23 protein-coding genes are annotated in these 21,915 nt (G+C 72.1%); 13 read left to right on the top strand and 10 right to left on the bottom strand.

The window, feature by feature from the left end; translation table 11 throughout:
- The 4 genes from QSK36_RS26230 to QSK36_RS26215 all read left to right on the top strand — a co-directional run.
- A partial coding sequence (locus QSK36_RS26230) for a (Fe-S)-binding protein (protein ID WP_285784225.1) occupies positions 1-1,253 on the top strand: 1,253 nt, incomplete at its 5' end.
- Positions 1,254-1,412: 159 nt separating this feature from the next.
- Positions 1,413-2,267 carry a hypothetical protein gene (locus QSK36_RS26225; RefSeq protein WP_285784224.1) on the top strand — a complete coding sequence of 285 codons (855 nt, stop codon included), beginning with the start codon at positions 1,413-1,415 and terminating at the stop codon, positions 2,265-2,267.
- Entirely contained in the window at positions 2,264-3,343 is a 1,080-nt protein-coding gene (locus QSK36_RS26220) for a glycosyltransferase (protein ID WP_285784223.1), read from the top strand. Before QSK36_RS26225 ends, QSK36_RS26220 begins: the two co-directional genes overlap by 4 nt.
- Positions 3,344-3,445: 102 nt before the next feature.
- A complete protein-coding gene (locus QSK36_RS26215) occupies positions 3,446-4,018 on the top strand; it encodes a hypothetical protein (protein WP_285784222.1) in 573 nt (190 codons plus the stop codon).
- A 33-nt stretch (positions 4,019-4,051) separates the two neighbouring features.
- Here QSK36_RS26215 and QSK36_RS26210 read toward each other — a convergent pair whose 3' ends face one another.
- Positions 4,052-4,435, bottom strand: coding sequence for an STAS domain-containing protein (locus QSK36_RS26210; protein ID WP_183543348.1), 384 nt, complete (start codon positions 4,433-4,435; stop codon positions 4,052-4,054).
- Positions 4,436-4,546: 111 nt separating this feature from the next.
- Positions 4,547-5,623: a PP2C family protein-serine/threonine phosphatase gene (locus QSK36_RS26205; RefSeq protein WP_221264458.1), complete on the bottom strand. Its 1,077-nt coding sequence runs from the start codon at positions 5,621-5,623 to the stop codon at positions 4,547-4,549.
- Between the two features lie 81 nt (positions 5,624-5,704).
- On the opposite strand from QSK36_RS26205, the gene QSK36_RS26200 reads away from it, so the two are divergent.
- Positions 5,705-5,986 carry a metal-sensitive transcriptional regulator gene (locus QSK36_RS26200; RefSeq protein WP_182900666.1) on the top strand — a complete coding sequence of 94 codons (282 nt, stop codon included), beginning with the start codon at positions 5,705-5,707 and terminating at the stop codon, positions 5,984-5,986.
- 132 nt (positions 5,987-6,118) lie between these two features.
- On the opposite strand, the gene QSK36_RS26195 is transcribed toward QSK36_RS26200, so the two are convergent.
- Together QSK36_RS26195 and QSK36_RS26190 are read right to left on the bottom strand one after the other, a co-directional pair.
- Positions 6,119-6,280 (bottom strand): hypothetical protein, encoded by a 162-nt coding sequence (locus tag QSK36_RS26195; protein WP_167538777.1) that lies wholly within the window; start codon positions 6,278-6,280, stop codon positions 6,119-6,121.
- 174 nt (positions 6,281-6,454) lie between these two features.
- On the bottom strand, positions 6,455-7,903 hold the full coding sequence (locus QSK36_RS26190) for a hypothetical protein (RefSeq protein WP_285784221.1): 1,449 nt from the start codon (positions 7,901-7,903) through the stop codon (positions 6,455-6,457).
- Positions 7,904-8,215: 312 nt separating this feature from the next.
- Here QSK36_RS26190 and QSK36_RS26185 point away from each other — a divergent pair, with 312 nt between their 5' ends.
- Together QSK36_RS26185 and QSK36_RS26180 are read left to right on the top strand one after the other, a co-directional pair.
- Positions 8,216-9,460: a mannosyltransferase family protein gene (locus QSK36_RS26185; protein ID WP_285784220.1), complete on the top strand. Its 1,245-nt coding sequence runs from the start codon at positions 8,216-8,218 to the stop codon at positions 9,458-9,460.
- A gap of 26 nt (positions 9,461-9,486) precedes the next feature.
- Positions 9,487-10,464 (top strand): endonuclease/exonuclease/phosphatase family protein, encoded by a 978-nt coding sequence (locus tag QSK36_RS26180; RefSeq protein WP_285784219.1) that lies wholly within the window; start codon positions 9,487-9,489, stop codon positions 10,462-10,464.
- Here the strand turns inward: QSK36_RS26180 and QSK36_RS26175 are convergent.
- Complete coding sequence (locus tag QSK36_RS26175; RefSeq protein ID WP_142565268.1) at positions 10,370-10,900, bottom strand: gamma carbonic anhydrase family protein; 531 nt, start codon at positions 10,898-10,900, stop codon at positions 10,370-10,372. The two genes, QSK36_RS26180 and QSK36_RS26175, sit on opposite strands and share 95 nt — an antisense overlap.
- Before the next feature lie 151 nt (positions 10,901-11,051).
- Here QSK36_RS26175 and QSK36_RS26170 point away from each other — a divergent pair, with 151 nt between their 5' ends.
- A complete protein-coding gene (locus tag QSK36_RS26170) occupies positions 11,052-12,164 on the top strand; it encodes a hypothetical protein (protein ID WP_285784218.1) in 1,113 nt (370 codons plus the stop codon).
- Between the two features lie 150 nt (positions 12,165-12,314).
- Here QSK36_RS26170 and QSK36_RS26165 read toward each other — a convergent pair whose 3' ends face one another.
- On the bottom strand, positions 12,315-12,527 hold the full coding sequence (locus QSK36_RS26165; protein ID WP_139577594.1) for a hypothetical protein: 213 nt from the start codon (positions 12,525-12,527) through the stop codon (positions 12,315-12,317).
- Positions 12,528-12,642: 115 nt separating this feature from the next.
- Positions 12,643-13,398: a GntR family transcriptional regulator gene (locus QSK36_RS26160; protein ID WP_183543360.1), complete on the bottom strand. Its 756-nt coding sequence runs from the start codon at positions 13,396-13,398 to the stop codon at positions 12,643-12,645.
- A gap of 262 nt (positions 13,399-13,660) precedes the next feature.
- Between QSK36_RS26160 and kynU the strand changes: the two genes are divergently transcribed.
- On the top strand, positions 13,661-14,899 hold the full coding sequence (kynU, locus tag QSK36_RS26155) for a kynureninase (protein WP_285784217.1): 1,239 nt from the start codon (positions 13,661-13,663) through the stop codon (positions 14,897-14,899).
- Between the two features lie 6 nt (positions 14,900-14,905).
- Here the strand turns inward: kynU and QSK36_RS26150 are convergent, their stop codons facing one another.
- Positions 14,906-15,325, bottom strand: a complete 420-nt coding sequence (locus tag QSK36_RS26150; RefSeq protein ID WP_182900658.1) for a ClpX C4-type zinc finger protein — start codon at positions 15,323-15,325, stop codon at positions 14,906-14,908.
- 90 nt (positions 15,326-15,415) lie between these two features.
- On the opposite strand from QSK36_RS26150, the gene QSK36_RS26145 reads away from it, so the two are divergent.
- Positions 15,416-15,844: a TIGR03668 family PPOX class F420-dependent oxidoreductase gene (locus QSK36_RS26145; RefSeq protein WP_285784230.1), complete on the top strand. Its 429-nt coding sequence runs from the start codon at positions 15,416-15,418 to the stop codon at positions 15,842-15,844.
- 14 nt (positions 15,845-15,858) lie between these two features.
- Here the strand turns inward: QSK36_RS26145 and QSK36_RS26140 are convergent, their stop codons facing one another.
- On the bottom strand, positions 15,859-16,635 hold the full coding sequence (locus QSK36_RS26140) for an isocitrate lyase/PEP mutase family protein (protein ID WP_285784216.1): 777 nt from the start codon (positions 16,633-16,635) through the stop codon (positions 15,859-15,861).
- Positions 16,636-16,802: 167 nt separating this feature from the next.
- Here QSK36_RS26140 and QSK36_RS26135 point away from each other — a divergent pair, with 167 nt between their 5' ends.
- A complete protein-coding gene (locus QSK36_RS26135) occupies positions 16,803-17,450 on the top strand; it encodes a mycothiol-dependent nitroreductase Rv2466c family protein (RefSeq protein ID WP_142565260.1) in 648 nt (215 codons plus the stop codon).
- A 10-nt stretch (positions 17,451-17,460) separates the two neighbouring features.
- Here the strand turns inward: QSK36_RS26135 and QSK36_RS26130 are convergent, their stop codons facing one another.
- Entirely contained in the window at positions 17,461-18,399 is a 939-nt protein-coding gene (locus QSK36_RS26130) for a LysR family transcriptional regulator (protein ID WP_182900656.1), read from the bottom strand.
- 99 nt (positions 18,400-18,498) lie between these two features.
- Here QSK36_RS26130 and QSK36_RS26125 point away from each other — a divergent pair, with 99 nt between their 5' ends.
- Both QSK36_RS26125 and QSK36_RS26120 read left to right on the top strand, forming a co-directional pair.
- Complete coding sequence (locus QSK36_RS26125) at positions 18,499-20,523, top strand: FAD/NAD(P)-binding protein (RefSeq protein ID WP_285784215.1); 2,025 nt, start codon at positions 18,499-18,501, stop codon at positions 20,521-20,523.
- Entirely contained in the window at positions 20,520-21,911 is a 1,392-nt protein-coding gene (locus QSK36_RS26120; protein WP_285784214.1) for a nitrosuccinate lyase, read from the top strand. The genes QSK36_RS26125 and QSK36_RS26120 overlap by 4 nt, the downstream gene beginning before the upstream one ends.
- Positions 21,912-21,915: the final 4 nt, after the last annotated feature.

Here is a 21,915-nt window from a genome sequence, read left to right as displayed (position 1 = left end):
CCGACACGACCTGGAAGGGCTTCCTCGACTTCTACACCTGCACCGAGTGCGGCCGCTGCCAGTCCCAATGCCCGGCCTGGAACACCGACAAGCCGCTGTCGCCCAAGATGCTCATCCTCGACCAGCGTGACCACGCCTTCGCGGTCGCGCCGTACCTGCTGGCCGGGGAGAAGGAGAAGGAGAGCTTCTCGCAGGATGTGCTGGCCCTGCTCGACAAGCCGCTCGTCGGCGAGGACGGGGTCATCCACCCCGACGTCCTGTGGTCGTGCACGAACTGCGGCGCCTGCGTCGAGCAGTGCCCGGTCGACATCGAGCACATCGACCACATTCTCGACATGCGCCGCTACCAGGTGATGATCGAGTCGTCGTTCCCGTCCGAGGCGGGCGTGATGCTCAAGAACCTGGAGAACAAGGGCAACCCGTGGGGCATGCCGGAGATGAAGCGCGCCGAGTGGATCGAGGAGCTGGACTTCGAGGTCCCCATTGTGGACGAGAAGATGCCCGAGGACGTCGAGTACCTGTTCTGGGTCGGCTGCGCCGGCGCGCTGGAGGACCGGGCCAAGAAGACCACCAAGGCCGTCGCGGAACTGCTGCACATCGCCGGGGTCAAGTTCGGCGTGCTCGGCCCGATGGAGGCGTGCACCGGCGACCCGGCCCGCCGCCTGGGCATGGAGTTCCTGTTCAACATGCTCGCCCAGCAGAACATCGAGACGCTCAACGAGGCCGGGGTCAAGAAGATCGTGGCCACCTGCCCCCACTGCTTCAACACCCTCGCCAACGAGTATCCGCAGCTCGGCGGCACCTATGAGGTCGTGCACCACACGCAGCTGCTGGCGCATCTGGTCGAGGAGGGCAGGCTCACCCCGATCACCCCGATCGAGGAGAAGATCACCTACCACGACCCGTGCTTCCTCGGGCGGCACAACAAGGTGTACGCCCAGCCGCGCGACATCATGGCCAAGGTGCCGGGCGTCCAGGCCCAGGAGATGCACCGCTGCAAGGAACGCGGATTCTGCTGCGGTGCCGGCGGCGCGCGCATGTGGATGGAGGAGCGGATCGGAAAGCGCATCAACACCGAGCGCGTGGACGAGGCGCTGACCACCGATCCCGATACCGTCTCGACCGCCTGCCCGTTCTGCCTCGTGATGCTCGGCGACGCGATCAACGAGAAGAAGAACGCCGGTCAGGCCAAGGAGTCGCTGGAGGTCGTGGACGTCGCCCAGCTCCTCATCAAATCCATCAAGCGGGGGTAAAGCAAACTTTGCCGCGATCGTGAACTATTTGTGGAAATCACTGGTCAAGGCGATGGAATGAACCGTGTTTCACAGAAGAGTGACAAAGGCTTTCTCCACATAACAGGAAAATCACGGTAACCTCAACGTTGGCTCAATCGACGGGGAGGGGGCTGGACGGTGGGTGTGGTCGTCATCGACGCGGAGGTCACCCTGGCGGACGTCCTCTCCCTGCGTCTGTCCATCGCCGAGCCGCTGGCGGACGGCACCCGCCTGGTCCTGCGGCGACGGGGCACGGGTGAGGAACGGCGGGTGACGCTCGGCGCCTCCGGCGGGCGTACCAGGGACGCCAGCGTCGCGGTCTCCCTCGCGCCCCTCGACCTCGATCCCGGGCGCTGGGACACCTACCTCGAACAGGACGGCGTCCGCGCCCGCATCCAGAGCGCCGATCCCGGGTTCTCGCTCGACCGCCTCGACGCGTACGCGCTGGGCCGCCGGACGCTGGCCTACCGGGCCTACCGCACGCGCAACGGATTCCTGGCCCTGAAGATAGATCCGGCGGAGCCGGTCGCCGACGTCCGCGCGGTGTGGTTCCGCGAGGGGCGGTTCGAGGTGACCGGGTTGCTGGCCTACACCGGCCTGGACGACGACGACCAGCACCGCCACGCCACGCTCGCGCTGCGTCACAGCGATCCGGGCCACAGCGATCCGGGCCGCAACGATTCGGACCACAACGATCCGGACCACAACGATCCGGCCGCGACCGTGCGGGTCGCCGCCACCGTCCAGGGGGTCCGGTTCCACGCCGCGCTCTCGCTGTGCGACGTGCTGGCCGCCACCCCCGACTCGCAGGGCTCCTGGGAGCCCTACCTGGAGGTGGACGGCGTCGACCGCGCGCTGCCACTGGGCGCCAGGCTCGACGACGTCGAGGGCAAGCGCCGCCGCGTCCACTATCCCCACGCGCTCGTGGACGGCGTGCCGATCCGGCCCAGCTTCACTCAAGGCGACGAGCTGCTCCTGGAGGTGGGAGCGTGAGGATCGCGTTCCTGCTCCCCTCGGCGTACGGCATGCGCGGTGACGTGCGGGCGATGCTGAACCTCGCAGGAGGGCTGGCCGCACGGCACGAGGTGGAGGTGGTGAGCGTCCGGCGCACCAGGGAGACGCCGTTCTTCCCGGTCGACCGCCAGGTGACGCTGCGCTGGCTCGTGGACGCCCGGCCCGGTGTCCATCACCTGCTGCCCCGGGGACAGGTGCGCACCGAGGTGGCGCTCTGGCGGATGCTGCGCGGTCTGCACGCCGACGTCCTGATCACCACCCGGCCGTCGCTGAGCGTGCAGGCCGCCAGGTATGCCCCGCGAGACGTCGTCCGCATCGCCAGAGAGTGGGGCAGGCCGTCGGTGCCCGGCCCGGTGCGCCGGTTCTATCCCCGGCTCGACGCCGTGGTGGCGAGCACCGCCGGCCGGCGGGACGAGTGGGTGCGGCTGCTCGACGACGACCTGTCGGTCCACGTCATCCCCGACGCCCTGCCCGGGACGCCCTGGCCGCGCTCCCGCATGGACAACCGGATCGTCAGCGCCGGGGGCAGGCTGGTGTCCGGCAAGTCGTACGACCGGCTCGTGCGGGCCTTCGCGATCGTCGCCGACAAGCGGCCCGACTGGCGGCTGCGGTTGTACGGCGGGGGCCCGGAGGAGCGGCGGCTGCGCGCCCTCGTCCGCGACCTCGACCTGCACAACCACGTGTACTTCATGGGCACGACGCCCGACCTCCCCGGCGAGTTCGCCAAGGCGTCCATCGTCGCGGTGCCGTCGCGGCACGAGGTGCTGGGCATGACCGTCATCGAGGCGCTGAGCTGCGGGGTGCCGGTCGTGGGCTTCGTCGGATCCCGCGGGCCCGCCGAGTTCCTCCGTCCGGGCCGCGACAGCGTGCTGGTCCAGGAGGGGGAGGGCGGCGACGCCGAGTCGCTCGCCTGCGCGCTGCTCACCCTCGTCGACGACGAACGCCGCCGCATGAAGCTGGCGGCCGGGGCGCTGGAGACCGCGTCCGCCCACGCCGCGCCGGCCGTCGCGGTCCGCTGGGAGGAGCTCATGTACGGCCTGCGCTCCCGCCCCTGACCCGTCACGTCCGTCAGTGGATCACAACCCGATCACAAGGGCCTGCCGTGATGCTGGGGGTCCCGTAGAAAAGATGATCGTGGAAATCGGGAGGGAAGCGGCATGACGAACACCGCTGTGCGTCTGGGAAGTTCTGCGATGGTGACGGCTCTCGCCGTGAGCGTCGCGCTGGGCGGTGCCACGTCCGCGAGCGCGGCGGAGATCACGGCGGGCAGCACGTCTACGAGCGCGGCGGAGATCACGGCGGGCAGCACGTCCGCGAGCGCGGCCGTGCGGCTGGGGCCGTACGGCTACGGCGACGTGAAGCTGGGGATGAGCGCCAAGCAGGCCCGGAAGACCGGAAAGATCGTCAAGAAGCTCGGCGGTGAGGGCTGCTCGGGCTGGGACCTGAAGGCGCACCCGACCCCCAAGGACAGGGTCGGCCTGTTCGTCTCGAAGAAGCTCGGCGTGGCCGCGATCTTCGCGTTCAAGGGGGTCAGGACTCCGGAGGGCGCCGGGATCGGCTCCACCATGAAGCAGTTGAAGAAGGCCTACCCTCACCTCAGGACGGCCGCCAGTGGCTACCCGGTCACCTCGGTCCCGGGAAACCGCAAGGCTTCCTACTCGTTCCTGCTGTCCCACGGCAAGGTGTACGAGATGGTCCTGGCCCTCGACAACCAGGACTGCTTCAACTAGCGCGCGCCTTCGACCAGCGCCCGCCGGGCTGAATCAGTCGCCGGGCTTGCTGAGGTACGTGGCGGCGGCGGCGACGGAGTCGTGGATCGGCAGCTCCGTGTCGAGGCCGGTGATCCTGAGCATCCGGGCGAAGCGCCCGTGGGCGCCGCTGAGCGCCAGGCGCCCGCCGGCCGCCCTGACGGCGGTCAGGGCTCCCATGAGGACGCTCAGCCCGGTCGAGTCGCAGAACTTGAGCCCGTCGGCGTCGATCACGATCCTGGGCGGCGTGCGCAGCCCGACGGCCTCGGCCAGACAGGCGCGCAGCGAGTGGGCGGAGCCCAGGTCCAGGTCGCCGAACATCCGGATGACGACGACGTCCTCGTCCAGGACGGTGAGCATGGAGAAGGTGTCGGGCTGTCCGTGCCTTCCCGGTTCCACTCGCGCTCGCCCCTGCTCACCTGGCCCTGCCGTCCGGCCGTCGCCTCACGACCCGCCGGAGCTGCTGTCCGTCAATGATTGCACATGGCAAATGATGCCCGGGCCAGACCGTCAGGGCCGTTCCCTGCGGACGAGCAGCATGGCGGCGTCGTCCGGGACGGGCCCGCCGACGTGCGAGACCAGGTCGCGTTCCAGCAGGTCGAGGGCGTCCTGCGGGTCGCCCGCCCGCAGCAGGCGGGGCGCCCGGTCCTCCAGGGGATAGAAGGATCCACCCCGGTCGCGTGCCTCGCACACGCCGTCGGTGTAGAAGAGGATCTGGTCGCCCTCGCGGAACGCGCATCTGTACGGCTCGGGGCCGGTGGGGGCGAGCGCGACCAGGCCGAGCGGCGGCGCCTCCTCGCGCGGTTCGAGCCGGTGGACACGGCCGTCGCACGTGAGCAGCAGAGGCGGCGGGTGGCCGTAGTTGAGCAGCGAGATCTCGCCCTCGCGCACCTCCGCGAGCACGGCGGTGACGAACTTCTCCCCGCCGAGCCGCCGCGCGAGGTGGTCCTCCAGACGCCGGCCGACATCGGCGAGCGCCGGCTCGTCGTAGGCGGCCTCCCGGAAGGCGCCGACCACCGAGGCCGCCGTCTCCACCGCGTCCAGGCCCTTGCCCTGCACGTCGCCGACGATCAGCCGGACGCCGTCCGGCCCTCTGGCGATGTCGTACAGGTCCCCGCCGATGCGTGCCTCCACGGCGGCGGAGGTGTAGGACAGGGCGATGCGCAGGTCGCCCGCGCGGCGGGGCACCGGGGGCAGCAGCACGCGCTGGACCGTCTCGGCGACGAGACGGACGTCCGCGAGCTTGCGCTCGCCCTCGGCCCGGAGCCGGCACGCCAGCATGGCGGCCGTGGTGACCCCGACGATCGCGACCAGCGTGATGGTGATCTGCGGACGGCCGAGCAGTTCGTCGTGATAGGCCAGCGGCACGGACAGGACGAGCGCGACCAGCCCGGCCAGCGCCGTGTGGCGCACGCCGCCCGTCACGGCGGCCAGCGCGGGCCCGAGGGTCAGCAACGGCAGCAGGCCCAGGGACGGCCCGGCGAGCAGGTCGAGCACGACCACCGTCGCCATGGCGGCGAACGGCAGCGTGCGGAGGACAGCTTGGGTTCCCATCCGCGACTCCAGCGCCGCTACGAACCGGTTCATGGATGCATTCCCGGCATCGCCCGCCCTACCCGCCGTATCGGGACCGCGACGCTGGATACCGGTTACGGGTATCGTTGAAGGATGCACGGCTACAGCGCGGACAAGCAGGCCTACCTCACCCGCCTGCGCCGGATCGAGGGACAGATCCGGGGGCTGCAGCGGATGGTGGACGAGGAGGCCTACTGCATCGACATCCTCACTCAGGTCTCGGCGGCCACCCGCGCCCTCCAGGCGGTGGCGCTCGGCCTGCTGGAGGACCACATCGCCCACTGCGTCGCCGACGCCGTCAAGAGCGGAGGCCCGGAGGCCGGCGAGAAGGTGAAGGAGGCCTCGGCGGCCATCGCCCGGCTCGTCAGGTCGTGACGCCTGTTGGTCATCGCCTGTTCGTGACGGCCTGTCGGTGATCGCCCGTCCGGGCGGCCGGACGGATCACCGCGGTTGAGCAACCGTCCCGGGCCCACCATATGCCCGGGACGGTCCGTGCTCTCAGTGCCTTCAGCGGCTCGCCGAAGTCCGCAATCCGAGCGCGTTGTCGAGCTCTTCCAAGGTCAGTCGGTTCTCCGTGATGTTCACGGCCTCCAGCACCTCGGCGTAGAGCGCGATTTCGTCCAACGCGACACGGTCGTGGACCCGAGAGTCCAGGTCGTCGTGCCCCACCGCGTCGTCCTTCCTTCCGCAGCCCACACCCATCACGAGGTTACGTCCGGGTACCCTGCCGCGACATGGCCCATCGTGACCATTCCGACCCGCACCCCTCGTCCCTCCGGGACCATTTCCCCGATACCGAGATCACAATTCGATGAAAAAGACGGTGATGGGGGGAAGGGATTGCTAAAGCGGAGGTAAGGACGAAATATCCGAATTGGATGTTTCGAACAGCCAACCGCCGGACTCGTCCAGGTCAGGCTTGCGCCGCTCCGCCGCCTCCTGCGGGCGCGGGTCGTCCCGCTGGTGGATCAGGCACTTCACGACCGCGGAGCATACCGCGAAGCCCTCGGGCGGCGCGGGCGTGCCGGTCAGGGCGCACCAGGCCAGGCCGGTCGCGTACGCGGAGCCGAGCAGGGCGGCGGCCGTCTCCCGGTCGGGCGGGACCAGCCCCGGCGGCAGCTCGCCGCCGGCCGGCCAGCAGCCCCGCAGCGGGTGGGCGGGCTCGGCGAGCGCGAGATAGAGGGCCTGCCGGAGTTCGTCGTCCATCCACGGATAGAGCGCGGTGACCACCTGCGCGGTGTGCGAGCTGCCCGGCGCCGCCCAGGCGGGCTCGGACACGCCGCACACGCTCGACACGTCGGCGGCGAGCAGCGCGGCCGCCACGGCCCGCGGATCCATCCCGCGTGCGGCCGTGTAGCCCAGGGCCTCGATCAGGTCGTACAGGGTGTGCCGGAAGTGCTCGCCCGGCGCCCATTCGGGGAGCGTGGCCGGGACGAGGTGCGGCGGGCAGCGCGACAGCCAGGCCTGCCGTACGGCGCCGCCGGGCATGGCGTGCTGGTCCAGCCAGGGGCTGCCGAGCAGCGGCTCGGCCATCGCGATCAGCGCGTCGGCGCGCGGCCGGAACCGGGGGTCGGCGCGCAGCACGGTGGCGGTCTCGGCCATCAGCCCGGCCAGGCGCAGCCCCGCCTCCCGCGCGCCGGAGCGCATCCGCTCGGCGTAGAGGGCCACGAGCGCGTCGAGCGAGCCCATGGGCAGCCATCGCACCCAGTCGTCCCCGGGCAGCGGCCGGGCCAGGAACTCGCCGAACATCGACAGCATGACCTCGTTGCCGTCGAAGGCGGGCGCGTAGGCGCACCACATGATCGTGCCCCACACGGCGGCCACCGTCGCGGCCACGTCGCGGGCGAAGATCTGCTGGTAGACGCTGCCGCCGAGGGGGAAGTCCTCCCGGCGCAGCCCGCGGTGGGCGAGCAGCAGCGCGCGGAGCCGTTCGGTGATCTCGTGCGGGACGTCCGGGCCGACGAACCCCTGGGTGGACCCGCGGTCGTACGCGAAGTCGGGGCCCGCGGGGATCAGCGCGGGCGGGATCGCCACGCCCGGCGGGCTCGGCCGTGCGCCGGAGCGGACGGCCGGATGCAGCGGGGGAGCCGACAGGTGCCAGCGGCCGTCGACCCGGTCGAGGCGATACCAGCGGGCGTGCGCGCCGAACAGCCACCGGGCGCCGTCCGGAGTGACCAGCGCCCGCTGAGCCAGGGTGTGCGCCCGGGTGACGGGGGGAAGCAACGTCCACCGAGGGTCGCCGACGACGGCGCGCACGTCGCGCTCCATCGTGGTGAACCCGTCCCAGTACACGGGGCAGTGACCTCCGTCCTCCGGAGAGGACGGCTTCTCGCTTATCCCGGTTGACGCAGCCGGAGCAGGCCGATGCCCCTCCGGGGCACACGAATGCCGGGACGAACTCCGGCGGTCCCCTCGCTGGATCCGATGGTAGCTCGCCGCTCCCGGAGGCGGCGGGAGCGCCCGGCGCGGCGGAGACCGTCTGTGAAAGTTTCACGCGTCGGGAGGCGTTGAGCAGCACATATGCGTATTTCTACGGGTTGGTGGGTATCCCGGGGGGTGCCGGCCACTTGGCATGGGCTGCCGTGGCGTATTCCATAGGTGCTCGTGACGGAGATCCAGCAGGCCGGGACCGCCCGCGAGCGGGGCGCGGACGAGGCATCGGAGAAGATGGCGCCCGTGGACAGCTCTGGCGGGACGGCGACCGGTGAGCAGGCGGGGCCGCACTCGGGCCGGAGACGCTGGGCGACGTGGTGGCTCGTCCACTCGCCCGACCGCACGGCCCTGCTCATCTGGTTCTTCTGGCAGGTCGCCTCCTACATCTACCTGATCCTCGCGGCGCCGGGCCGTACGGAGGACGCGATCCTCGACCGGTTCAACCGGTATGACTCCTACAACTTCATGGACATCGCGAAGTACGGCTACGACGGCCGGCCGGACGACCCTGACTCGCCGCGGCTCGTCGCGTTCTTCCCCGGTCTGCCGCTGCTGCTGCGCTCCCTGCACGTGTTCATCCCGGACCTGAGGCTCGCCCTCGTCCTGATCTCGCTCGTCGCGAGCGCCGTCGTGGCGGTGGCGCTGTCGCGGCTGAGCGAGTCGTACCGGGAGGGCAGCGGCCCCTGGGCCGTGCTGGCGTTCTTCCTCAGCCCGTTCGCGGTGTTCCTGCTCGCCGGCTACACGGAGGGGCTGTTCCTCGCGCTGGCCATCCCCGCGTGGCTGCTGGCGCGCCGGGGCCGGTGGGAGTACGCCGCCGTCTGCGCCGCCTTCGCGTCGTCCATCCGCGTCTCCGGGCTCTTCCTCGCCCTCGGTCTGGTCGTGCAGTTCCTCGTCTCGCGCGACGGGCTGCGTGCCCCGAAGGGATGGCGGAACGCGCCGTGGCTGGTGCTGCCGGGCGTGCCGGTGCTGGCCTACATGATCTACCTCTGGCACCGCACCGGCGACCTGATGGCCTGGAAGGCGGCGGAGGCGCAGTACTGGGGCCGCTATCCCGAGGCGCCCTGGAACGTGTTCATCGACACCTGGCACAGGTCGCTCAACGAGCCCGTCCTGGCGACGTCGTACCGCGAGGAGATCCTGTCGGCGATCGTGCTGGTCCTGCTTATCATCGCGCGGCTGGTCCGGCGCAACTGGGCCGACGTCGCCTACCTGGCGCCGCAGGCGGTGGCGCTGCTGGCGATGTCGTCGTTCTACATGTCGGTGGGCCGGGCGTCGCTGCTGTGGTGGCCGCTCTACATCTCGGTCGGCGTCGTCGGCAGCCGAAAGCCCTGGGTCATGATGGCCTACCTCGCGGTCGCCGCGCCGGTGTGGGCAATCAATGTCGGAAATTTCACCACAGGCGCCTGGATCGGTTGATCCACCTCTGACTAACTTCTCCACGTATGGGGGCATTTGTCACGGGAGTGGCGGTTGTTGCGGTTGTGGTGGCCGGTCTGCCACCGGCGGCCGACACCTACCGGGTGAACGTCCTCACCTACAACGTCTGCGCGGCGGGCAACAGCGCCGGCACCTGCGTACGCGACCTCACTCCCGGGCACCGCAGGACCTGGGCCGGTCAGGTCTCCACGCTGATCCGGTCGAGGGACGTGGACGTCGCCTCGTTCACCGAGATGTGCTACGCCCAGGTGGGCCTGCTCCGGCGTGAGCTGCCCGGCTACCGCCTCGTCTGGTACGGCTACGCCAAGGGCGGCGGGCCGGGCCGCGAGGACCGGTGCCGCACGTTGTGGAGCGACCTCACCCCGGACACGGCCCCGCCCGACGGCAAGACCTTCGGCATGGCGCTGGCGCTGAAGAACGGTGCGGACGGCCCGCCGCTGCGGCGGCTGCTGCGCACCGACCACGCCCCGGCCGTGCCGGGTGAGACGATCCACCCGCGCGGCCTGCTGTGCGCCACCGGCCGGGTCGGCCCGCGCCGCTCGGTCTGCTGCGTGACCCACATCTCCGACACCGAGACCCCGCGGCAGGTCACCGGACTGGTGTCGACGTACGCCGGGAACGCCCCGGTGATCCTCACCGGCGACTTCAACCGCGAGCCCGGTCACGACCAGCTGACCGACGTGTACGGCATGGGCCTGGGCGAGGGCGGCTACACCGAGGTCGACGCCACGTCGTGCGGGGTCGCGCGCCGGGGCGGCGAGCCCACCACGCGCGGCGGCCGGAAGATCGACTACATCTTCGCGACCGAGGCCGACTACCGTCCGGGCGGAGCCGAGGTCGTCAGGACCGACCCGGAGCTGTCCGACCACCTGGCGCTGGCCGGCACGCTCATCGGGACCGAACCGAGGCCGCGGCGTGACGGCGGGCCTTGGCGAGGTAGTTGTCCGGCGTGCGCGCGAAGGAGGCGCGGTCGTCGTCGGTGAGCTCGCGGACGACCTTCCCCGGCACGCCCGCGACCAGCACGCCCGCCGGGATGCGGCGGCCGGGCGGCACGACGGCCCCGGCCGCGATCAGGGATCCGGCCCCGACGACCGCCCCGCCGAGCACGACCGCCCCGATGCCCACGAGGGCGCCGGTCTCGATGTGCGCGCCGTGCACCATCGCCCGGTGGCCGAGACTCACCCGGTCCTCCAGGATCGCGGGCTCACGGGGATCGGCGTGCAGGCAGCACAGGTCCTGGATGTTGACCTCGGCGCCGACCTCGATGCGCTCGTCGTCGCCGCGCAGCACAGAGCCGTACCAGACGTTCGCGCCGCGTCCGAGCCGCACCCTCCCGACGACCACCGCCCCGGGGGCCACCCAGGCCTCGGGATGGATGATCGGCGTGGCGTCGTCGTCCAGGTCGGCGATGTACGGCATGGAGCCATGATCCCACGAGCCCCGCGCCGGGCCTGATGCGGCGTCTATTCCGCCGGCCGCTCGAGGCGTTCAGGTTGCGATGTGCGACGGATAGCAGGAAAGTCGTGTCCTGGCTGCGTTACCGTCGTTATCTCCAACCCCAGGGTTTCTCATGACGAATCAGACCGACAACTTCCCCGACCTGATGAGTGACGACTCCTTCGAAGTCGTGATGCGTGGGTACAGCCGCAGGCAGGTCCACGACTACATGGTCCGGACCCGCAACCAGATCCGGGACCTGGAGGAACGGCTCGCTCGCACGATCGACCAGGCGGAGCAGAGCCGCCTTGAGCTGGCCGAGGCGCGGCGGAGGATGACGGAGTCGCCGCAGAACCCCGACGAGCTGGGGGAGCGGCTCAGCCAGATACTCAAGCTGGCGCAGGAGGAGGCGGCGGCCAACAAGGAGGCGTCCGAGGCGGAGGCCAGGAGGCTGCGCGAGACCTCGGCGGCCGAGGCCGAACGGCTGGTGACGTCGGCGCGTGAGCAGGCCGACGCGATCAGGGCCGCCGCTCAGGAGGAGGCCGAGCGCCGCGTCGCCGACGCCACCGCCACGTCGGAGCGGCTGCTCGCGCAGGCGGGCGCGGACGCGGAGGGGACGCTGGGCGCGGCCCGCGCGGAGGCGGATGAGACCCTGCGCTCCGCCCGCGCGGAGGGGGAGCGGCAGCTCACCGCCGCCCGGATGGAGGCGGAGCGGCTGCTCGTCGAGGCGCGCGGGCAGGCCGAGGCCATGCTGGCGGCGGCGCAGCAGCGGGTGAACGCGCTGGACGAGCACACCGGCCGCCGGGTGGCCTACCTCACCGACACCCACACGGAGGTCGTGCGCCGGCTCAACGAGATCGGCTCGGTGCTCGGCGACCTGATGCACCGCGAGACCGCGGCCGGCCCGCTGATCGACGAGGCCGCCGTGCTGCCGCCCGCGCCGCAGGTGCACGCCATCGCCGCGGGCGCGCCGGACCAGGGGCACGATCAGTCGTACGAGCAGCCGCACGAGCCGGTCGAGGGCCCGCGGCAGGCCCTGGAGGCCGCGCCGTCCGGGCACGAGGCGAATGACGCCGCCACCGGTCAGGGGCCGATGGACGGCGACGAGGACGACGCGGTCCTGATCGTGGACGACGGACGCCACGAGAACGGTCACGACGCGACGTCGTCGCCCGAGGACACCGACGTCAACCTCGGCCGTGTGCGGCGTGCCCTGCCGGACGGGGAGTCGGTCGCCAACAAGTGAGCCGGCAGGCGAGCCCGTCCGTGCCGGTGACCGCGAGGTCGTGTGACCGCGTGGTTGTGTGACCGCGTGTGACCGCGTGGTTGTGTGACGGAGCATGTGAGGACTGGTAGCGGAAGCCCCCGCCCCCGATCGGGTCGGGGGCTTCCGCGCTCATGGATCGGCGGCGCGTGCCTCCTGCTCGCGCAACAGCTCACGCAGTCCGTCGGGCTCGTCGGCGTCGATGGTCATCGCGCATCCCGCCGCCCGCTGCGCCGAGGTGAGCGGGTGGTGCCGGGTCGCCCACCACCGGCCCGCGTCACTCCGCCAGATCGTCCACTCCGGAAACTCCCGGGCGATCTCGGCGAGGCGTCGGTCCAAGGACATCCGTACACCTTCCCTCGCCGCATGCCCGGGTGTTCTTGACGTCTCCTCCTCAAGGTGCGGGACATCTCTAGAGAAATCAATGATCGGGATGGTCAGGTCAACGTTGCCTCTTGACCTAGGCGTCGAAGTCGTACTGGAGTACATACGACGCCGCGTCCAGGATCATCTCGTTGACCTCGACCGGCACGCCCCCTTCGGCGAAGGCCACCCGGGTGACGGAGATCACAGGCGTGCCGGCCGGAAGGCTCAGCGACTCGGCCTCCCCGGGCAGCGGCATCCGCGCCCGCACCTCCTCGCTGAAGTGGACGGGAGGCCGGCCGAGCTCGCCCAGCCGGGCGTACACCCCGCCCGGACCGGTGTCGGGCAGGACGACCGCCGTGCCCTCCACGAGATCGGCGGGAAAGTGGGAGGCCGCGAGCTGCACCGGACGGCCGTCCACCGAGTAGCGGCGGCGGCGCACCCACACCTCGCCGGTGCCGAGCACGCGGGCGACCTGCTCGCTCGCCGGCTCGCGCAGGATGGTCACCTCGTCCACGACGTACGACCGGCCCCGGGTGTCGGAGTCCCAGATGGCCAGGCCCTGGGCCCACTGCTCCCGGGAGAGCCGGCGGGACCCGTGGCGGCGGATGGGGCGGAACAGCCGCACATAGACGCCCGATCCCCGCTTCGGCACGGCGAGCCCTTCGTTGATCAGCACGGCGAGCGCCTGCCGCGCGGTGGCCCGTGCGACGCCGTGCTCCTTCATGAGCGCGTTCTCGCCCGGTAGCCGGTCGCCGTCACCGAGTGCTCCGGACAGGATCTGATCGCGCAGCCTGTCGGCGATGCGGCGATAGATCGGGGACTCGTGATGCACCGACGGGGATTCCGTCACGTTTGATCACCCTCTGTCACCAACGGGGGTTTGGCGTCTCCAGAGAACTTGCCCCGTCTTGTCCACGATCGCACAGAGTCTTGGGTGCGTCTTGTGCTTACTTTTGGCTGATCGTGCCGGTGTGGCGATCTATGGGGGTTATAGCCGTCCGCATCCGTGGAACGGTCCCTTCCGGTATTGCCGACACCGGGAACGCTCTGTCATCACGACCACGACAAGATCGGATATTTCGGTACATAATGCGGTGACGAAGGAGTTGCCGATGGTTCTCAGCCGTGCCGAATGCCAGGACCTCGACGCCAAGGACCCGCTCGGGGAGTTCAGGGACGAGTTCTCGCTGCCTCCCGGGGTCGTCTACCTGCTGGGCAACTCGCTCGGCGCGCTACCGAGGCGTACGCCGGAACGCGTGGCCCACACGGTCGAGACCGAGTGGGGGGTGCATCTCGGGGCGAGCTGGAACACGGCCGGCTGGTGGGACATGCCGCAGAGCACCGGCGACCGCATCGCGCCCCTCATCGGCGCGCGCCCCGGCGACGTGCTGGCGGGCGACTCCACCTCGGTGAACATCTTCAAGGTGGTCACGGCCGCCCTCCCGCTGCGGCCCGGCCGCCGTGTGATCGTCTCCGACCTCGACAACTTCCCCACCGACCGGTACGTCGTGGAGGGCGCCGCCCGGGCGCTCGGCGCGTACGAGATCCGGGACATCGGCGAGACCGGCCGTTCGCTGGAGGACGCCCTCGGCGAGGACGTCGCGCTCGTGCTGCTGTCGCACGTGGACTACCGGACCGGCGCGGCCAGGGACATGGCGGCGGTGACGCGACTCGTCCGGGCGGCCGGGGCGCTCATGGTCTGGGACCTGTGCCACAGCGCCGGGGCGCTGCCCGTGCGGGTGGGCGAGGCGGACTTCGCCGTCGGCTGCACCTACAAGTACCTGAACGGCGGGCCCGGGGCCCCCGCCTACCTGTACGTCGCGCCGCGCCACCAGGACGCCGTCCACAACGTGCTGTCGGGCTGGCACGGCCACGCCGCGCCCTTCGACTTCGAACCGCACTACCGCCCCGCCCCGGGTGTGCGCCGCTTCGCCACGGGCAGCCCGCCGATCCTGTCGTACGCCGCGCTGAACGCGTCCCTCGACATCTGGGAGCGGGTGGACCTGGACGAGGTCAGAGCCAAGAGCGTGGCCCTGACCTCGCTGTTCATCGACCTGCTCGACGATCTCGTCGACCCGGGGCTCGGGCTGGCCCTGGCCACCCCGCGCGACCCGGAGCGGCGGGGAAGCCAGGTCAGCTACCTTCACCCGCAGGGCTACCCCGTGGTGCGCGCGCTCGCGGACCGGGGGGTGGTGGGCGACTACCGCGAGCCGGACTTCGTCCGTTTCGGCTTCGCCCCGCTGTACCTGCGCCATGTCGACGTGCACGACGCGGCGACGGCGCTGGCCGATGTGCTCCGCGAGGAGCTGTGGCGGGACGAGCGCTACGCGCGGCGGCTCACCGTCACCTGACGTGCGTCAGCGGCCGCGGCGGGCCAGCCCGGCGACGATGTCGCCGGCCAGTGCCACGCAGCGGTCGCAGATGCGCCCGCCCTCGCCGTGGACCATGTGGACGCGCGGGCCCGGCGGCCTGCGGCAGAAGGAGCAGGCGGCGTCGCGCTTCATGCGGCGGTTGACCAGGTGCCGGTGGGCGAAGGCGGGCGTGAAGCGTCTGCGCGAGCTCCGCCTGATGTACCCGAACCGCTCACCGATGGCGGTCCAGGACACGCCGGCCTCGCGGGCCCGGCGCACCGCGAGATCGAGCAGGGCGTCCACCTCGCCACCCGGTTCGCCGGACAGGTCCCGGCACAGGGCGATCGTGGCGGACAGGACTTCCAGGGGGTCTTCGGGGTCGGATGCGCGCGAGCGGGCCCGCTCGAGTAACTCAGATGCCTCCATGGCGGACACCATAGGCCGCCGTACAAAGACGATCAAGCGTGCCTTAAGGCGCGATCGGAGTCTCACTCTGCGTAGGCTGGGCCGGTGAGAATGCCCGAGGGGCGGGCGCGCGAGCTGTTCGCGGCGGCCCCGGTGGCCCGCCTCGCCACCGCAGCAGTCGGGGGTGCGCCGCGGCTCGTCCCGGTCACGTTCGCCGTGCTGCGGGACGGTGAGAAGGACACCGTGGTGACGGCGGTGGACCACAAGCCGAAGGCCACGACCGACCTGCGACGGCTGCGCGACATCCGCGACGATCCCCGCGTCTGCCTGCTGGCCGACCACTACGAGGACGACTGGGAACGGCTGTGGTGGGTGCGCGCCGACGGGCACGCCCGCGTCGTGGAGGGCGGCGACGAGCGCGAGCGGGCCGTGGCGTGGCTGGTGCGCAAGTACGCCCAGTATCGCGAGCGTCCCCCGGCCGGGCCGGCGATCCTCGTCCGGGTCGAGCGCTGGTCGGGCTGGTCGTACGGCGAGATGTAGGCCGGCCGGCGTGGTCAGGCGGGCGGGAAGGGGTCGTCTCCCCGGGCGATCGCGTCGAGCATGCGGGCCGTGAACGCCTGGGCCGCGCGGTGGATGCCGGGCCCGAAACTGACCCTGGCCACGCCGAGGGCCGCGAGATCGCGGATGGCCGGCACGCCGGGCCGGAACAGCACGTTGATCGGGCCGCCGATCTCCCGGGCGAGGGCGCCGATCACCTCGGGGTCGCTCACGAGGATCGGGTAGACGCAGTCGGCGCCGGCCGTGAGGTAGCGGCCGCCCCGGTCGAGCGCCTCCGCGAGCCTCTCGCCGGGGGTTCCCGAGCCGTGGATGAAGGTGTCCACGCGGGCGTTGATCACGAGGTCGGTCCCGGCCTCGGCCGCCGCCGCCCGTACGGCGGCCAGGAAGTCCGCCTGCTCACCGGAGTCGATCATCGCTCCGGTCGCCGGGTCGGAGTCCTCCAGGTTGCAGCCCACGGCGCCCGCGGCGGCGAGCCGTTCGACGAGTTCGGCGGGCTTCAGGCCGTAACCGCGCTCGACGTCGGCGGTCACGGGGACCGCGACGGCCCGGGTGATGCGGGCCACGGCCGCGAACATCTCGTCCACCGGCGTGTCCTGCCCGTCCTCGTAGCCCAGGGCGGCGGCGACGGACGCGCTGCCGGTGGCGACGGCGGGGAAGCCGGCGGCCTCGACGGCGCGCGCCGACGCGGCGTCCCAGGCGTTGGGCAGCACGACGGGGTCGCCGGGCACGTGGAGCGCCCGCAGGGCCGCGGCCTTCTCGCGAATCTCAGTCACGAGGACACCCTAGAGAGCCCGGCCGGTAGAAACGCCACCGGTGGCCGGAATGAGGGGAAACCGGTCCTGATTTGAGGGGTCGAGTCTGGTGTCGTGGCCCTTCTGCCATTGGATACGCTCGCGAAACCGGCCCCCGATCCCCCGACCCCATTCGTCAGGAGAGTTTCATGAGCGACATCGACAGCGCCGCCGACCAGGCCGGAGCGGGCAGCCGTCCCCGAGTGGACTTCTACTTCGACCCCGTCTGCCCGTTCGCGTGGGTCACGTCGCGGTGGATTCTGGAGGTCGAGAAGCAGCGCGACATCGACCTGCGGTTCCGGGTGATGAGTCTTTCCGTGCTCAACGAGGGCAAGGAGGACCTGTCCGACTTCTACCGCGAGGCGGTGCCCAGGTGGCGGGGCCCGGTCCGGGTGTGCATCGCCGCCGCGCAGCACCACGGTGAGGGTGTGCTGCGCGACCTGTACACCGCGATGGGCACCCGCATCCACAACCAGGACAACAAGGACTACGGGGTCGTGGCCAAGGAGGCGCTCGCCGAGGTCGGGCTGCCGGTCGAACTGGCCGACGCCGCCGGCACGGACGAGTACGACGAGGCCCTGCGCCGGATGCACCACGAGGGCATGGATCCGGTCGGCGACGAGGTGGGCACGCCGACGATCCACATCGACGGCGTGGCGTTCTTCGGCCCGGTGATGACCCGCATCCCGCGGGGCGAGGAGGCGGCCCGCATCTTCGACGGCGCCGTCGCCATGGCGAAGTTCCCGTACTTCTACGAGATCAAGCGCAGCCGTAACACCGACCCCGAATTCGACTGACCGGTGCCCCTCACCTCGGCGGCTCCTCCGGGGGCCGCCGGGGCGCCGCCTTGCGCGTGCTCCTGAACAGCGAACGCATGGTCGCCAGCGCGGGAGCCCTGTCGTCGGACCGCCTGGCCAGGCTGATCGTCCGGTGCAGGCCCGGCGGGGCGAGCCGCCGTACGCTGAGGGGGTTTTCCGCCAGCTCGGCCACGGTCCTCGGCACGAGGGCGAGGCCCATGCCGCCGCTGGCGAGGGCGCACGACATGCCGTAGTTGCCCGTCTCGTACGCCACGACGGGCGGCGCGAGCCCCTCGCGGCGGAACAGCGCCTCGAGCGCCTCCCGGTTGGCCAGCCCACGCGAGCCGCTGATCAGCGGCCGGCCGGCGAGCTCGGGCCACGGCAGCGGCTCGGCCGGATCGGTGAGCGCGTGCCCGGGGGCGGCCACCAGCACCAGCTCCTCCACCAGCAGCGCCTCGACGACGACCCCGGAGGGCAGCGCGGGGGCGGGCTGATGTTCGTAGGTGTGCGTGAGCACGAGATCCGCCTCGCCCGCGGCCAGCGCGGGCAGCCCTGACGGCGGTTCGTACTCCCTCACATTCACCTCCACGGCGGGGTGAGCCCGCCGGAACGCCGCGAGGACCGGCGGCAGCAGGTGGATGCCGGCGGTCGTGAACGTGCCGATCGTGATGTGGCCGCCGGACAGGCCGGCGAGCGCGGCCAGGCCGTGCCGGGCCCGTTCCAGCTCGTCGAGCACCCGCCGGGCGTGCTCCACCAGCAGCTCGCCCGCCGCGGTGAGCGTGGCGCCCCGGCGGTGCCGGATCACGAGTACGGCTCCCGCCTCCCGTTCCAGCTTGGCGATCTGCTGCGACAGCGCGGGCGGTGTGTAGCCGAGGCGGGCGGCGGCCCGGGTGATCGAGCCGGCCTCGGCGACCGAGACCAGCGCCGCGAGGCGTGTCACGTCGTGCATGAAGCAATGCTTAACACCGCCTCGCCAAATGTGACATACCTCACGAAGGCTTCGCTCCCGCATCCTCGACTCACGACCCGATGGGAACTGGAGGAGCGGATGACCACAACACGATCGACCCGGCCGTTCGAGGTATGTGTGATCGGCGCGGGGCCGCGCGGGATGTCGGTGATCGAGCGGCTGTGCGCCAACGCGCGGCGGCTGCCGCCGCGAGCACGCGTCCTGCTGCACGTCGTGGATCCGTACCCGCCGGGGGCGGGCCAGGTGTGGCGCACCGACCAGCCGGGCCAGCTGCTCATGAACACCGTCGCCTCGCAGGTCACGCTCTTCACCGACCCCAGCGTCGACATCCGGGGGCCGCTGGAGACGGGCCCCAGCCTGTACGAGTGGGCGCGGCACCTGGTGCTCTTCGCCGACAGCGGGCTCTCGGCGGAGGGCGTCGCGGAGGACGTGCTCGCCGAGGCGCGCCGGCTCGGGCCCGACACCTACCCCACCCGCGCCTTCTACGGGCGCTACCTGCGCTGGGTGTTCGAGCGGGTGGTCGCGCGGGCGCCCCGGCAGGTGGAGGTGCGGGTGCACGCCACGCGGGCGACCGCGCTCGACGACGTGCCCGGCACCGGCGCGCAGCGGGTGGTGCTCGAGGACGGCACCGTGCTCGGCTCGCTCGACGCGGTGGTCCTGGCCCAGGGGCACCTGCCGGTCGAGCTCTCGGCCGCCGAGCGGGAGGCGGCCGCGTACGCCGCCGCCCACGGACTGGTCCACGTGCCGCCCGCCAACCCCGCCGACGCCGATCTCAGTGAAGTGCGGCCGGGGGAGGCGGTGCTGCTGCGCGGGCTCGGGCTCAACTTCTTCGACCACATGGCCCTGCTGACGCTCGGACGCGGCGGCCGGTTCGAGCGCGGTGAGGCGGGCCGCCTCGTCTATCGGCCCTCCGGCCGCGAGCCCCGCCTGTACGCCGGATCGCGCCGGGGCATCCCGTATCAGTCGCGCGGGGAGAACCAGAAGGGCGTCGAGGGCAGGCACGAGCCGCTGGTGCTCACGCCGGGCAGGATCGCGTCGCTGGCCGCGCGCTCGGCCGCCCGCGGCGGGCTCGACTTCCGCGCCGACCTGTGGCCGCTGATCGCGAAGGAGGTGGAGACCGTCTACTACGCGACCCTCCTGGCGCGGCGGGACTGCGAGTGCATGGCCGGCCGTTTCCGCACCGCCTACCTCGCCCACGCGTGGGGCGACGCCGGGGAGGCCATGGTGCTGGACGCCTTCGGCATCGGCCCGGCGGTGCGGTGGGACTGGGAGCGCGTGGCCGAGCCCTACCGGGGGATCGGCTTCGGCGGCCCGGACGACTTCCGCGAGTGGCTGACCGCCTATCTGCGGACCGACCTGGCGCAGGCCCGCGAGGGCAATGTGAGCGGGCCGTTGAAAGCCGCCCTCGACGTGCTGCGCGACCTGCGCAACGAGGTCAGGCAGGTGGTCGACCACGGCGGGCTCACCGGGCGCTCGCACCGCGACGACCTCGACCGGTGGTACACGCCGCTCAACGCGTTCCTGTCCATCGGGCCGCCGGCCGAGCGGGTCGAGCAGATGATCGCGCTCATCGAGGCGGGTGTGCTGACCGTCGTCGGTCCCGACATGCGGGTGCACGCCCGTGACGGCGCCTTCGAGGCCGAGTCGGCCGCCGTGCCGGGCTCCGCCGTACGGGCCAGGGTGCTCGTCGAGGCGCGCCTGCCCGAGATCGACCTGCGGCGCACGGCCGACCCCCTGCTGCGCCACCTGCTCGGCACCGGCCAGTGCCGGGCGTACGTGATCGGCGGGCGGCGTGGGGAGGACGGGCACGAGACGGGCGGCCTCGCGGTCACCCGCCGGCCCTACCGGCTCCTGGACGCGGACGGGCGGGCCCACCCGCGGCGGTTCGCGTACGGCGTGCCCACCGAGTCGGTCCACTGGGTGACGGCCGCGGGCGTGCGGCCGGGAGTGAACTCCGTGATCCTGGGCGACTCCGACGCCATCGCCCGCAGCGTGCTCGCGCTGACGCCCGCGCGGGCCCTTCCGCGCCGCCGTGTCGCCCGCGTGCCCGCCGGCCCGCGTACGGCTCTCGCCTGCGGCGTGACGCGGACGGGCGTCCGATGAGCGACCTCGGCAGTGACCTCGATCTGGGCCTGCTGTCCCCCGTCCGGGTGGGTTCGGCGGCGGAGCGGGCGACCGGCGACGGCGCGTGGCTGCGCGCGATGCTCGACGCGGAGGCCGCCCTGGTCCGCGCGCAGGCCCGGCTGGGGGTCGTCCCGATGGAGGCCGCGGAGACGATCGGCAAGGTGGCGGAGGCGGGCGGACTCGACCTGGCGGCCCTGGCCCTGCGCGCCCGCGAGGCGGCCAACCCCGTCGTGGCGCTGGTCGAGGACCTGACGGCCGCCGTGGCGGTGGTGGACCCGGCCGCGGCGGAGTACGTGCACCGCGGCTCCACGAGCCAGGACATCATGGACACGGCCGCCATGCTGGTGTCCGCCAGGACCCTCGACCTGATCACCGCCGACCTGGACCGGGCCGCGACCGCGCTCGCGGGGCTCGCCGCGCGGCATCGCGACACGCTGATGCCGGGCCGCACGCTGACCCAGCAGGCGGTGCCCACCACGTTCGGCCTGAAGGCGGCCGGGTGGCTGCACGCCGTACGGGCCGCCCTGGCACGGCTGCGGCGGGTCCGCGCGGAGTTGCCGGCCGAGCTCGGCGGCGCCGCCGGCACGCTGGCGGGCTACGTGGAGTACGCGCGGATCGCCGGGGTGCCCGACCTCGAGGCGTACCCTGAGCGGCTGATCGCCGCGTTCGCCGCCGAGGTGGGGCTGGCCGAGCCGGTGGTCCCCTGGCACGTCCTGCGGATCCCGATCGCCGACCTCGCCGGGGCGCTGGCCCTCACCTCGGGAGTGCTCGGGAAGATCGCGGTGGACGTGCAGTCGCTGTCGCGCACCGAGGTGGCCGAGGTCGTGGAGCCGGCCGCTCCCGGCCGGGGCGTGTCGTCGGCGATGCCGCACAAGCGCAACCCGGTCCTCGCCACCCTCGTCCGGTCGGCGGCGATCCAGGTGCCCACGCTCGCCGCGAGCCTCGGCCACTGCCTGCTCGCCGAGGACGAACGGCCCGCGGGCGCCTGGCACGCGGAGTGGCAGCCGCTGCGCGAGTGCCTGCGGCTGGTCGGGGGGGCCGCCGCCGTGACGGCCGAACTGGCCGAGGGACTGGTCGCGTTTCCCGAGCGCATGCGGGCCAACCTCGCGCTCACCGGCAGCCTGACCGTCACGGAACGGGCGGCGGCCGTGCTCGCGCCCGTCCTGGGGAAGGGCACCGCCAAGCGGCTGCTCGGGGAGGCGTCGGCGGCCGCCGCCGCGTCCGGGCGCCCCGTGGCCGAGGTGCTGGAGGAACTCCTGCCCATGCCCGAGGGGCTGGACCTGGCCCGGTTGTTCGACCCCGCCGATTACACGGGGGCCGCCGGAGCGCTCGTCGACCGCGTTCTACGCTGCTGTCCAGACGAGTGAGGAG

This window comes from Microbispora sp. NBRC 16548 (assembly GCF_030268985.1).
Taxonomy (GTDB): Bacteria; Actinomycetota; Actinomycetes; order Streptosporangiales; family Streptosporangiaceae; genus Microbispora; species Microbispora catharanthi.
Note: the sequence above shows the minus strand (reverse complement) of the source record. Positions and strands in the feature narration are given on the sequence as shown.